This window comes from Monashia sp. NPDC004114, from assembly GCF_053603855.1.
On record NZ_JBSGGK010000005.1, the window covers coordinates 62,005 to 75,148 of the forward strand.

At 71.6% G+C, this 13,144-nt stretch carries 9 protein-coding genes; all 9 read right to left on the reverse strand.

What is annotated here, in order from left to right; all coding sequences use genetic code 11:
- Positions 1 to 291: 291 nt before the first annotated feature.
- The 9 genes from ACWEOW_RS08615 to ACWEOW_RS08655 all read right to left on the reverse strand — a co-directional run bounded on the left by ACWEOW_RS08615 (position 292) and on the right by ACWEOW_RS08655 (position 12,573).
- Positions 292 to 1,098, reverse strand: a complete 807-nt coding sequence (locus ACWEOW_RS08615) for a cell division protein FtsQ/DivIB (RefSeq protein WP_452268939.1) — start codon at positions 1,096 to 1,098, stop codon at positions 292 to 294.
- A complete protein-coding gene (gene murC, locus ACWEOW_RS08620; protein ID WP_452268770.1) occupies positions 1,098 to 2,573 on the reverse strand; it encodes a UDP-N-acetylmuramate--L-alanine ligase in 1,476 nt (491 codons plus the stop codon). Before murC ends, ACWEOW_RS08615 begins: the two co-directional genes overlap by 1 nt.
- Positions 2,570 to 3,685, reverse strand: coding sequence for an undecaprenyldiphospho-muramoylpentapeptide beta-N-acetylglucosaminyltransferase (gene murG / locus ACWEOW_RS08625; protein WP_452268771.1), 1,116 nt, complete (start codon positions 3,683 to 3,685; stop codon positions 2,570 to 2,572). Before murG ends, murC begins: the two co-directional genes overlap by 4 nt.
- A gap of 7 nt (positions 3,686 to 3,692) precedes the next feature.
- A complete protein-coding gene (gene ftsW / locus ACWEOW_RS08630) occupies positions 3,693 to 4,970 on the reverse strand; it encodes a putative lipid II flippase FtsW (RefSeq protein ID WP_452268772.1) in 1,278 nt (425 codons plus the stop codon).
- Positions 4,967 to 6,457, reverse strand: coding sequence for a UDP-N-acetylmuramoyl-L-alanine--D-glutamate ligase (gene murD, locus ACWEOW_RS08635; RefSeq protein ID WP_452268773.1), 1,491 nt, complete (start codon positions 6,455 to 6,457; stop codon positions 4,967 to 4,969). Before murD ends, ftsW begins: the two co-directional genes overlap by 4 nt.
- Complete coding sequence (gene mraY / locus ACWEOW_RS08640) at positions 6,454 to 7,539, reverse strand: phospho-N-acetylmuramoyl-pentapeptide-transferase (protein WP_452268774.1); 1,086 nt, start codon at positions 7,537 to 7,539, stop codon at positions 6,454 to 6,456. Before mraY ends, murD begins: the two co-directional genes overlap by 4 nt.
- A complete protein-coding gene (locus tag ACWEOW_RS08645; RefSeq protein WP_452268775.1) occupies positions 7,536 to 9,032 on the reverse strand; it encodes a UDP-N-acetylmuramoyl-tripeptide--D-alanyl-D-alanine ligase in 1,497 nt (498 codons plus the stop codon). The genes mraY and ACWEOW_RS08645 overlap by 4 nt, the downstream gene beginning before the upstream one ends.
- Entirely contained in the window at positions 9,029 to 10,678 is a 1,650-nt protein-coding gene (locus ACWEOW_RS08650; protein ID WP_452268776.1) for a UDP-N-acetylmuramoyl-L-alanyl-D-glutamate--2,6-diaminopimelate ligase, read from the reverse strand. The genes ACWEOW_RS08645 and ACWEOW_RS08650 overlap by 4 nt, the downstream gene beginning before the upstream one ends.
- A gap of 62 nt (positions 10,679 to 10,740) precedes the next feature.
- Positions 10,741 to 12,573, reverse strand: coding sequence for a peptidoglycan D,D-transpeptidase FtsI family protein (locus ACWEOW_RS08655; protein WP_452268777.1), 1,833 nt, complete (start codon positions 12,571 to 12,573; stop codon positions 10,741 to 10,743).
- Between the last annotated feature and the right edge of the window lie 571 nt (positions 12,574 to 13,144).

Below are 13,144 nucleotides of genomic sequence, written 5' to 3' on the forward strand. Positions count from 1 at the left end.
TTTGGTCACGAACCAGTGCCCCGACGGTATGACGTGCCGGTAGGCCGATCAACCAAGGCCCCGGCGTGTCGTCCGGGCAGTTCCGCAGTTTCCCGGAGGGACACCACACCGGTCACTCGAGCACCACCGGACACACGAGCCACCCTCGGCCCAGCGGCACGTCCCGGTCTAGGTCCGCCCTGTCCTCCGGCTGGCCGGGCCCGAGCCAAACCGGAGCCGGCCCCGCAGGCGCCCGCCACGAAGCGTCGCGGCGGCGTCATGGGCACGGCGAGCGCCGTCCGGCAACCGGGCTCAGCGCGTCACAGGCGACGACGGGACACTGACGTCGATCGTCGAACCAGGCTGTGGCAGAAGGATTTTCACGAGCTTCGCCTTCAGCTCACCAGAGCCGGCACCGCCCCAGACCACGGTCTTGCGGGCGCCCTTGTCGGGCTTGATCGTGAAGGTGACCTGGTCCGCCACGGACACCGTGACGCCTGAGACGTCGGCGCGCAGCTTGGGCTCCAACGAGCCGAGAGCCTGGAGCGCTGCCGCGACGCCCTGAGCCGACACCTGGTCGGCGCTCGAGGTGACGAGAGGCACGCCGGGCGGGGCCGAGGCGACGGTCCGGAACGCGAAACCCTCGCGATCCACGACGTCCACCTGACCCTGAGGGTTGCGCACGGCGAGGACCGCCACGCGTGGGGTGACCGTGACCACGACGGTATGGGGCAGGCTGCGGCTCACGCTGACATCGGTCCACTCGCGACCGGCGACGACCCGGCGTGCCACGGCGTCCGTGTCGACCCGCAGCAGCGGACCCCCGAGGGGCACGGCCGCCGTCGACCTGACCTGCGCGGCGGCCGGGCCGGTGACGCCGCGGATCTCGACCGTCGTGGCGTTGAGGGCACTGCTGAACCATCCGAGCCAGACGGCGACGCCGGCCAGCAGGAGTGCCACGACGAGAACGGCCAGAACGACCCGTGGCCGCCGTCTGGCCGCCGCGGCGCGCCGCTCGAACCGGGCCAGGGATGACGACACCCCCTTGCCGCCGCTCGCGCCGCCGCTCGCCCGGCCACCATGTCCGGAACGCCGCCGAGCACTCCCCCGCTCGAGCATCACCCGGGACCACCACCGAGCAGGCGCAGCACTTCCGGCCCGATCATCGTCACGTCACCCGCACCGATCGTCAGGACGAGGTCGCCGGGGCGAACCAGTCCGGCCACGGTGGGCGGCGCCTCGGACCAGGAGGCGACGTAGTGCACCTCAGCAGCGGGCCGGGCCGCGCGCACCGCATCGGCCACGAGCTCCCCGGAGACGCCCGGGACCGGGTCCTCCCGAGCGGCATACACATCCATCACGACCACGACGTCGGCGGGCGAGAGCCCGGCGCCCAGCTCGCTCGCGAAGTCACGGGTGCGGCTGTAGAGGTGCGGCTGGAAGACGGCCACCAGCCGACCCGACTCACCGACGAGGTCCTTGGCGGTCTCGACCACGGCCGCGACCTTTCCGGCGTTGTGGGCGTAGTCGTCGACGACCACGACGCCACCGGCCTCGCCCTTGGGCTCGAACCGCCTCCGGGTGCCGGTGAACGAGGCCAGTCCCGCGAGCACCTGCTCGGGATGCTGGCCGAGGCCGTGGACGGCGGCGGCATACGCAGCGGCCGCGTTGAGCGCGTTGTGGCGCCCTGGCACCGCCAGGGTCATCGTGTGCTCAGCGCCTCCGTCGACCAGCCCGACGGTCGCCGTGACACCGTCGGCGCGGTGGTCGTGCAGGCGCACGTCCGCATCGGGCGAGAAGCCGTAGGTGACCACCCGGGCGCCGGTCGACCGGGCCCGCTCCGCGAGGGTCACCGCGCCCGCGTCATCGGCACAGGTGACGAGCAGGCCTCCCGGCCGGATCGTGCCGACGAACGCGGCATAGGCCGCCTGAACGACCGTGAAGCTGTCGTAGAAGTCGAGGTGGTCCGGCTGGACGTTCGTGACGACGGCGATCTCGGGGCGGTAGACGACGAAGGACCCGTCGCTCTCGTCGGCCTCGACCACGAAGATGTCATCGGTGCCGTCATGGGCGTTCGTGCCGTGCTTGGCGAGCTCGCCGCCGACGGCGAAGGACGGGTCCAGGCCGCATCCCTGAAGCGCCACCGTCAGCATCGAGGTCGTCGTCGTCTTGCCGTTGGCGCCGGCCACGGCAACCGGTCGGCGGCCGTGCATGAGTGCGGCGAGGCCCTGGGCGCGGTGCAGCACGCGCACCCCGCGGGCGCGGGCGGCGACGAGCTCGACGTTGTCGTCGCGGATCGACGAGCTCATGACGACCGCGTCGGCGCGCTCCTGGTGCGCCTCGTGGAAGCCGACCCAGACACCGGCGCCCTCGCTCTCCAGAGCCTTGAGCACGGGGACGTCCTTGGCGTCGCTGCCCGTGACGGGGATGCCCCGCGCCAGCATGATGCGGGCGACGCCCGACATGCCGGCGCCGCCGATGGCGAGGAAGTGGACGCGACCGAGATCCTTCGCGTCCGGCACCGGCGCCCTGAAGTCGAAGCGGGCCGCCGCGAACGGGTCGTCGACGGACGGGGTGTGAGGGCTGACGGTCATGACGGCCCCCCGCCCGCGAGACCCTCCGCAGCCGCAGCGTCCACCATGTCGGCGAGGCGCTCGTCGGCGGCAGGCTCGCCCAGCGCGCGGCTCGCCGCCGCCATCCGGGCGACCCGCGCACTGTCGGTGACCAGTGGCACCAGATGGCTGTCGATCCAGCTCGGCGTGAAGGACGCGTCGTCGACGAGCAGTCCGCCACCGGCGTCGAGCACCTCGGCGGCGTTGAGGCGCTGCTCACCGTTGCCGATCGGCAAGGGCACGTAGACCGCGGGCAGGCCGACCGCGGTCAGCTCGCAGACGGTGTTGGCTCCGGAGCGGGCTACGACCAGGTCGGCAGCGGCATACGCGAGCTCCATCCGGTCGGCGTAGGGCAGGACGACGTAGGGGGCACCGTGCTCCGGCACGTCGGGGACGAACTCCTTGCCGAGGCCGGTCACGTGCAGCACCTGCACGCCGGCACTGCTGAGCTGGGCCACGCGGGCGCTGAAGGCGTCGTTGAGCCGCTGCGCGCCGAGGGACCCGCCCGTGACGAGAACGGTGGGCAGGTCGGGCGCCAGGCCGAACCCGGCCCGCGCGTCCGCGCGTCTCGCTTCGCGGTCGAGGGTCGCGACCTCGCGCCGCAGGGGCATCCCGACCCGGGTCGCATGCGTCAGCGAGGTGCCGCCGAAGGTGGTCGCCACATGGCTCGTCCACCGTGCGCCGATGCGGTTGGCCAGGCCCGCCCGAGCGTTCTGCTCGTGCACCACGATGGGGACGTGGCGCCGCCGCGCCGCCAGGTATGCCGGCGTGCTGACGTAGCCGCCGAAGCCGACCACCACCTCGGCCCCCGTCTCGTCGATCGCCCGGCCGGCGGCCGCTACGGCGGACTTGAGCCGGCCGGGCAGCCGGAGCAGGTCGCCGCTCGGGCGCCGAGGCAGCGGCACCTTCGGCACGAAGCGCAGGTCGAAGCCGCGGGCCGGCACGAGCCGCGCCTCGAGTCCCTCCTGCGTCCCGAGGGCGGTCACCCGCAGGTCCGGGTGGCGGCGCAGCAGGGCGTCGGCGAGTGCGAGCAGCGGCGAGACATGACCGGCGCTGCCTCCCCCAGCGAGCAGGACCGAGGTTGGCGAGGACAACGGAGGATCACCGACTTCTGCGACGGGTGGCGCCCGATCGGACGCGGGACGGGAGGACCGCGAGCGAGCGGCGGATCATGCCTGGGCGTGCGTCGAGCAGCGCCCGGCAGCCGGGCTCGTTGCGGGCGAAGGACAACAGGATGCCAAGCGCGATGAGGGTTGTCACCAGTGAGGAGCCGCCCGCGGACACGAGTGGCAAGGGCACGCCGATCACCGGGAGGAGGCCGATCACCGCGCCGATGTTGACGATGGCCTGCCCGAGCAGCCAGGCCATGATGCCGGCCGCGGCGATGCGCACGAAGCGGTCCTGGGTGCGGCTCACGAGGCGGAAGCACGCCCAGGCGAGGATCCCGAACAGCGCGAGGATGACGAGCGTGCCGGGCAGCCCGAGCTCCTCGCCGATGATCGCGAAGATGAAGTCGTTGTGGGCCTCGGACAGCCACGCCCACTTCTCCTTCGACGCGCCGAGCCCGACGCCCCACCATCCGCCGTCGGCGAGGGCGTACATGCCGTGCACCGACTGGCCGCACCACCCGTCCGGGTCGGCCTGGCAGGCGGGGTTGAAGAAGTTCGAGATGCGGCTCGTGCGGTTCGAGCTGCTCGTGACGAGGAAGGCGACGCCTGCGATCGCCAGGACCCCGCCCAGCGCGAACACGCGTTTGGGGGCGCCCGCGACGAGCAGGACCGCTCCGACGATGACGAGGATGACGATCGCTGTGCCGAGGTCATGACCGGCGAGGATGAGCCCGATGATGACCGCGACGACGGGCACGAGGTACGGCAGCAGGACGTGCAGCGTGCTCGCCATGCGGGAGGCCTTGTTCGCGAAGATCAGGGCGCCCGCGAGGATGACGCCGATCTTGGCCAGCTCGGACGGCTGGAACTGCAGCGGCCCCACGACGAGCCAGTTCTGGTTGCCGCCGACCGCCTTGCCGAACGGGATGACGGCGGCGAGCAGCAGAGCGGACATGACCACGACCGGGACGGCCAGCCGCTTCCACCAGGCGAGGGACATGCGTGCCGCGATGGCCGCGGCGACAGCACCCACGACGGCGAAGCCCAGCTGGCGCACGAAGATGGTGTAGGCGGCCTCGTCGGACAGCAGCGCCTCGACGCTCGAGGCCGAGAACACCATGATCAGGCCGATGACCACGAGGGTGGTCGTCGTGCCGAGGATGAGGTAGTAGGTCGTCAGCGGCGACTCGAGCTTGCCGATGACCGGCAGCGACCGTGAGCCCGAGGAGACCTTCGTCGAGGACTTGTCGCCGGCCGTCGTCGCGCTCACGCCTCGCCCCCGGCTGCCGCTGCGAACCGCCGAACCGCCTCCTCGAACGCGTCGCCGCGCGCACCGTAGTTGGCGAACATGTCCATCGACGCCGCGGCGGGCGCCAGCAGCACGACGTCGCCGCGGTGGGCAAGTCGCGCTGCCTCCCTCACGACGCGGTCCATGACCCCAGTGTCGGTCTCTGACACGTCGACCACGGGGACATCCGGGGCGTGTCGTGCCAGGGCCTGCGCGATCTGGTCGCGGTCGGCGCCGAGCAGGACCACGCCGCGCAGGCGGGAACGCATCTCCTCGACAAGGCTGTCGACGTCGGCGCCCTTGAGCAGTCCGCCGGCGACCCACACGACGGAGTCGAAGGACCGGATCGACGCGGCGGCCGCGTGCGGGTTCGTCGCCTTGGAGTCGTTGACGAACCGGATGCCACGCACGGTCGCCACCTCGGCCACGCGGTGCGGGTCGGGGCGGAAGGAGCGCAGGCCGTCACGCACAGCGATCGGCCCGACCCCGTAGGCCCGGGAGAGGGCGGCCGCGGCGAGCGCGTTCGCGATGTAGTGGGGTGCAGGAGGCGGCCCGTCGCCCTGGAGGTCGGCAAGGGTGCACAGCTCGGCCGCCGAGCGCTGGCGCTGCTCCACGAAGGCGCGGTCGGCGAGCACGTCCTCGACGATGCCGACCATCGACGGCGCGGGGATGCCGGTCGTGAACCCGACCGCGCGGCAGCCCTCGATGACGTCGGCCTCCATGACGAGCTGCTCGGTCTGGATGTCGGCGACGTTGTAGATGCAGGCCAGGTGGGTGTTCTCGTAGACCTTGCCCTTGGCGCGGAGGTACTCGGCGTAGCTGCCGTGCCAGTCGAGGTGGTCGGGCGCGACGTTGAGCACCGCAGACGCCACAGCCGACACGGACCGCTGCCAGTGCAGCTGGAAGCTCGACAGCTCGACGGCCAGCACGTCGTAGGGCTCGGGGTGCAGCACCGCCTCGAGCAGGGGCGTGCCGATGTTGCCCGCCGACGTGGCGCGCAGTCCGGCGGCCTGCAGGATCGACGCGAGCATTCCGACCGTCGTCGTCTTGCCGTTCGTGCCGGTCACGGTGAGCCAGGGCGCCGCGCCGTCCTGCGCGCGCATCCGCCAAGCGAGCTCGACCTCGCCCCACACGGGTATGCCGTCGGTCGCGGCCGCGAGCATGAGCGGGTCGTGGGGCGGGACCCCGGGCGACGTGACGACGAGCTCGGTGCCCTCCGGCGCGCGGTGCAGGTGCTCCTGGCCGAGGCGCACGTCGACGCCGAGGATCTCGAGGATCGTGGCGCGCTCGACGATCGCGTCGGTGGCATCACGGGAGACGGCCGTGACCTGGGCGCCCCGCTCGGCGAGCGCGTCGGCGGCGGCGAAACCGGAGACACCGAGCCCGACGACGAGGACGTTGATGCCCGACCAGTCGGCGTCCCGGTGGGTCAGCCCGGGCCTGGGCTCGTAGGCCGGGTCGAAGGTCACTGAGACCCCACCACCCACTCGGCGTAGAAGACACCGAGACCGAACGCGACGAAGAGGCCCGCGATGATCCAGAAGCGGACCACGACGGTGACCTCGTTCCACCCGACCATCTCGAAATGATGATGCAACGGGGCCATCCGTAGCACCCGTTTACCGGTCGTCTTGTACGAAGCCACCTGGGCCACGACCGAGAGCGTCTCGAGGACGAACATGCCGCCGAGGATGATGAGCAGCAGCTCGGTGTGGGTCGTGATGGCCAGGCCTGCGAGCGCGCCGCCGAGGGCGAGCGATCCGGTGTCGCCCATGAAGATCTTGGCGGGGGTGGCGTTCCACCAGAGGAACCCGAAGCACGCCCCCATGCCGGCCGCGGCGACGAGTGCGAGGTCGTGCGAGTCTCGGACCTCGTAGCACTTGATGCCGGGGTTGGTCTGGCAGTTCTGGTTGAAGGTCCAGATGCTGATGAGGACGTAGGCGCCGAAGACCATCGTCGAGACGCCCGTGGCCAGGCCGTCGAGACCGTCGGTGAGGTTCACGCCGTTGGACGCGCCCGCGATCATCACGTTCGCGAAGATGACGAAGAGGATCACGCCGACGACGCTGCTCCCGCCCAGCGCGAGGCTGATGTTGGTGTCTCGGACGAACGACACGAGCAGCGATGCCGGCGTGCGGTACTGGTCGTTGGGAAAGAGCAGGACCAGGACGGCGAAGATGATGCCGACGAGCGCCTGGCCGGCCAGCTTCTGCTTCGAGCGCAGGCCGAGGCTGCGCTGCTTGCTGATCTTGATGAAGTCGTCGAGGAAGCCGACGAAGCCGAGCCCGGCCATGAGGAACAGCACGAGCAGGCCGCTCGCGGTGGGCGGGTTGAGGGTGAACAGGTGCGCGAGGGCGTAGGCCCCGAGGGTCGCGGCGATGATGACGGTGCCGCCCATCGTCGGCGTGCCGCGCTTGGTGTGGTGGGAGGTCGGGCCGTCGTCGCGGATGAACTGGCCGTAGCCGCGCTTGACGAGGAACTTGATGAACAGGGGCGTGCCGAACAGCGAGATGAGCAGCGAGATCGAGGCTGCGAAGAGCACACCCTTCACTGCTCGACCACCCTTCCTGCTCCTGCTGTCGCTCGTGTCTGTGTCGCGTCTGCGTCAGTCTGCCTTGAACCGGTCCCGGCTTCGGTCGCCGCCCCGCTCGGTGCCGCGGTTGGACTGCTGGCGCCAGACGGTATGCCGGCGAGACGGTCCCCGAGCCACCGTAGCCCGCTGTCCCGGCTGGACTTGAGCAGCACGATGTCACCGGGGCGGAGCCGAGCCTCGAGCAGGTCGTGGGCGGCGTCGCTGTCCTCGACCCACTCGGACCCGGGGGCCGCATCGGCGATCGGCCGAGCACCCGCGCCGACGGCCACGATGTGGTCGAGCCCCAGCCGGGCGGCATACGCCCCGACGGCGGCGTGCTCGGCGTCGCTGTCGGGTCCCAGCTCGAGCATCCCTCCGAGCACCGCCCATCGCTCTCCGGTCGCCGCCATGGCGGCGACGGCGTCGAGGGCCGCCCGCATCGAGTCCGGGTTGGCGTTGTAGGCGTCGTTGACCACGACGACCCCGTCCGGCCGGTCGGTGATCTCCATCCGCCATCGGCTCGCGGGCTCTGCGGACGAGAGTCCGGCGGCGACCTGGTCGAGCGAGAGGCCGAGCTCGAGGGCCGCGGCGGCGACCGCCAGCGAGTTCCCGACGTGGTGGGATCCGCTGTAGCGCAACGAGATCCGGGCCTCGCCCGCGGGGGTGAGGAGGGTGTATGCCGCTCTCCCGCGCTCATCCAGGCTCACATCGCTCGCCCGGAGGTCGGCGTCGGCGGAGAGTCCGACGAGCTGCACCCGGCAACCGAGACCGTCGGCCATCGCCGCCACGAGCGGGTCGTCGGCGTTGAGGATCGCAAGGCCTTCGGCGGGCACAGCCTGCGGCAGCTCAGCCTTGGCGATGGCAATGTTCTCGCGTGAGCCGAACTCACCGACGTGGGCCGTCCCGACGTTGAGCACGATCCCGACCTGAGGCGGCGCGATCTGCGTGAGATACGCGATGTGGCCCACACCGCGGGCACCCATCTCGGCGACGAGGAAGCGCGTGGTCGGGGTGACGCGGCAGACGGTCAGCGGGACGCCGATCTCGCCGTTGAGGGAGTTGACCGGCGCCACGGTCTCCGCCACCGAGGACAGGACCGAGGCGAGAAGGTCCTTCGTCGTCGTCTTCCCCGACGACCCGGTGATGCCAACGATCCGCAGCTCCGGCGCATGGTCGACGACACCGCGAGCGACCCGTCCGAAAGCGGTCTGCACGTCGTCGACGACGACGCACGGCGCCCCGTCGACCGGACGTGACGTCAGCGCCGCGACGGCACCCTTGGCCACCGCAGAGGCGACGTAGTCATGCCCGTCGGCATGCTCCCCGACCCGGGCGACGTAGAGACTGCCCGGGACGCAGTCACGGGAGTCCGTCGTCACGGTGCCGTCCACGAGGACGGCGTCAGCTGCGTCGGCACCGCGCAGGACACCGCCCGTGAGGTCGCGGATCTCGTTGAGAGACAAGGGGATCATCGCGCCACTCCTGACGTGGTGACGGCGGCGAGTGCGGCGCGCAGCGCGTCGCGGTCGTCGAACGGGTGCTTCACTCCGTTGATCTCCTGACCCTTCTCGTGACCCTTGCCGAGCACCACCACGGTGTCGACGAGGCGGACATCCCCTGCTTGGACGCGGCCGGGCGCGCGAGCGTCGTCGACGTGGCCGACCGCAGCTGCCTGACCGGGCCTACCGACCGTGGCGAGCGCGACGGCCTCGGCGATGGCAGCGGTGCGGGACCCTCCGTCGATGATCTCGACTGCCGTAGCGTCGCCGGACCGGACGGCCTCGCGGGCGCCGGCGATGACGGCGGCGCGGATCTCGGCAGGGTCCTCGCTTCGCGGATTGTCGTCGGTGACCACGACGATGTCGGCACGGCGAGCCGCCGCCGCGCCCATGGCCGGCCGCTTGCCTCGGTCTCGGTCGCCGCCGGCGCCGAGCACGGCGATCAGCCGGCCGGCTGTGGAGGGCCGTAGCGCGTCGAGCGCGGCGTCGACGGCGTCCGGCGTGTGGGCGAAGTCGACGACGCACCGCGGCTCGCCTGCCGTACCGGCCGAGACGACCTCCATCCGACCTGGCACGTCGGGCGCGACCGCCATCGCCGCCTCGACCGCAGCGTCGGGGATGCCGCAGAGCACGAGTGCGAGCGCTGCGAGCGCCGTGTTGGCGACGTTGAAGTGCCCGGGCAGGTGCGATACGAGCGTGATCTCACGTCCGGCCCGGCCATGGCGGAGCGTGAAGGCACCGGCCTCGCCCTCGACGACGACCCAGTCGGCGGTCGCTCGCACGGTGGGGTCGGCCGAGGTCGCGAGGGTGGTCGTCGGCACCGTCGCCTCGGCGGCGAGGCGCCGTCCCCACGGGTCGTCGACGCAGACAACGGCGGCCCGCGACCGTTCCGGGGCGAACAGCGAGGCCTTCGCGGTGTAGTAGTCCTCCATCGAGGGGTGGAAGTCCAGGTGGTCCTGCGACAGGTTGGTGAACAGGGCCACGTCGTAGACGACGCCGTCGACACGGTGCAGGCGCAGGGCGTGGCTCGACACCTCCATGACGCACGCATCGATGCCGCGCTCACGCATCAGCCCGAGCAGCGCGTGCAGGTCGGTCGTCTCCGGGGTGGTGCGCACCGACTCGACCCGCTCGTCGCCGATCCGCGTCTCGACGGTGCCGATGAGGCCGGTGCGCTGCCCATGGGCGCGCAGCCCGGACTCCACCAGGTATGCCGTCGTCGTCTTGCCGTTCGTGCCGGTGATGCCGATCATCGTCAGGTCGCGTGAGGGCTGACCGTAGACCTCGGCCGCGACGACGCCCAGCACGCTGCGCGGGTCGTCGGTGACGAGGGTCGGCACCGCGGGCTCGCCGACGAGCGCCAGGCCCTCCGGGTCCGTGACGACCGCGACGGCCCCGAGGGCCACGGCGTCGGCGACGAAGCGCGCGCCGTGCACGTTGAACCCCGGCAGCGCGGCATACAGGTCACCGGGGCAGACCGTGCGGCTGTCGAGGCTGACGCCGGTCACGCGCACGTCGGCGCCTCCGAAAGCGCTCCCCGAGTGGCCCTCGGGCCCACCGGGCAGGACGGTGCGGACACTGGCAGCGGCGCGCGGCTCGCCCTCGATCCGAGACGTCACGTCGCGAAGGAGCACGCCCGACGTGGCGGGTCGAATGGGGGAAGGTGACACGTCATCCCAACTTACAGGCCGTCCCGCTTGGCCCGGTCATTGCTGATGACGCTGGGGTCGCTGGGCGACAGCGGTTTGGTGGCCCACACATGGTAGTCGAGGGTCGACTTCGGGCTCGGCGGCGCTCCGGTGCGCTCGAGCAGGTAGGTCATCACCTGGTTGAAGACCGGCCCGGCGAGCATGCCGCCGAACATGCCGGCGCTCGGCTTCTGGATGAAGACCGCGACGACGTACTTGGGGTTCTCGGCCGGGGCGAAGCCGATGAACGAGGCAGTGAAGCCGTTGTACCGGCCGAGCTTCTCGTCGTAGCGGTCAGCGGTTCCGGTCTTGCCTGCGACGCGGTACCCCTTGATCCGGGCGGCGCTGGCGGTGCCGTTCTCGCCGGTCACCTCCTCCATCATCCTCGACAGCTTCACGGCGGTGTCCTGCGTGACGACGCGGTAGGGCGTGGTCGGCGTGGAAGGGACGAAGGTACCCGCGTCGTTGTAGGTGCCCTCGACGAGCGACGGAGGCACTCGAACTCCGCGGTTGGCGATCGTCTGGAACACGCTCGCCTGCTGGATGGCGGTGACTGCGTAGCCCTGCCCGAACAGCACCGTGTACCGCCTGGTGGAGACCCAGTCCTTGGCCTTGGCCAGCAGTCCGGCGGACTCCCCCGGGAACCCGACGGGCGTCTTCGAGCCGACCCCGAACTTTCGGTAGTACGCCTCCATGATCGCCGGCGGGACGCGCTCGCCGATCATCATCGTGCCCATGTTCGACGACTTCGCGAGCACTCCGGTGGCGGTCATGTACTCGGTGCCGTGCGGCTCGTTGTCCTTGAACCGGGTACCGGCCCGCGGGAGCCGGGACGGCACGATCACGCCGGTGTCAGGGGTGATCACCTTCTGCTCCAAGGCGGCCGCCATCGTCATCAGCTTGCCCGTCGAGCCCGGCTCGAAGGCGTCGTTGAACGCATAGTTGTTGAGGTTCTGCGGCTTGGCGTCGGCGAGGTCGTTCGGGTCGAACGTCGGGTAGCTCGCGGCAGCGCGGATCTTGCCCGTCGCCACCTCGATCACGACGGCGGTGCCGGACTCGGCGCCGACTGCGGTGACCTGCTTGGCGAGGGCGTTCTGCGCGTACCACTGAAGGTCGGCGTCGATGGTCAGCTTGACGTCGTGGCCGTTCACCACAGGCGTGTCCACGCGCTGCGACCCCGGGATGATGTAGCCGTCCCGGGCTCGCTCCGCGATCGTCTTGCCGGGCGTGCCGGCAAGCGTCTTGTCGAGCATCTGCTCGACCCCGGCCGCCCCGCTCTGGTCTGCCGGGCGCACGAAGCCGACGAGCTGGCCGAGGGCCATCGAGGTCGGGTAGACGCGCTGTGCCGTGCGCTCGCCGGTGATCCCGGGTATGCCGAGCGCGCGGATCTCTCGATAGATCGCAGGGTTGACGTCCTTCTTGACCACGACATACCGGGTGTTCGGCCGGGTGAACAGGGTCGTCAGCTGGGTGGCGCTCATGTCGAGAAGCGGAGCGAGATCGGCAGCGGCTCGCGTGACGCCGACCTTCTGACGCGAGCCGCCGACGTCGACGGTGTACCCCGGGATGATCTTCGGGTCGGCGGCGATGGTGAACCGCTCGACGGAGTCGGCCAGCACCTGCCCGTTCGTGTCGAGGATCTGGCCGCGCATCGCCGGTGTGATCTGCTCGAAGGACCTTTTGTTGAGGGCCGCCGCCTGGGTCGCCGAGGCGTCGAACGCCTGGATCCGGAGCAGCTGCCCGGCGAAGATCGTGAAGACGAACAGGATCGCGACGAACATGATCCGGGCCCGGCGCCGCGGGTTCGCCTTGGACAGCCGCAGCACCCGCCGGCGGCGCGGCGGCCTCGGTGGGACGGGCCGACGCTTCGGCGCCGGGCCGCGGCCCTGCGGAGCTGGGCCACGGATGCCCTGGGCTGTGCGCCCGCTCGTCGTGCGCCCGCTCGTCGTGCGCCCGCTCGTGGTGCGCCCGTTCGAGGTACGCCCGCTCGGAGGGGCACCCCGTCCGCCTGCGGCCGCGGCGCGTGCGGACGTCGCTCCACGCGCGGTGGAGGCCGCTGCCCGCCCGGACGCAGATCCCTTACCGGACGCCGGGCTCTTCGCGGACGTGGGTCCGCGGCCGCGGTCCGCGTGGCCGCGTCGGGTCGCCGTGGCGTCTCGGCTGGAGGTGCCTCGACTGGTGGCGTCTCGACCCGCGGCGCCTCGCCCGGCGGCGGCCCGACCGGTTGAAGCCGGGCGACCGGCCGCGCCGGGCCGGCCGGGGACCGTGCCACGTCCAGTCGCACCACCGCGGCCGGACGCTCCGGCCGTGCCGGCCTTCGGGCCTGTCGATCGCGGCGTCGCGCCCCCGGGGGTCGGCCGCCCCGCTGCGGAGGGTCCCGCGGTCGTGCGGGCGCCC

What these genes read in the sequence shown, in the direction of transcription:
- ACWEOW_RS08645 (WP_452268775.1), bottom strand. Translation starts at nt 9,032, where the DNA reads ATGATCCCCTTGTCTCTCAACGAGATCCGCGACCTCACGGGCGGTGTC.
- ACWEOW_RS08615 (WP_452268939.1), bottom strand. Translation starts at nt 1,098, where the DNA reads ATGCTCGAGCGGGGGAGTGCTCGGCGGCGTTCCGGACATGGTGGCCGG.
- murC (WP_452268770.1), bottom strand. Translation starts at nt 2,573, where the DNA reads ATGACCGTCAGCCCTCACACCCCGTCCGTCGACGACCCGTTCGCGGCG.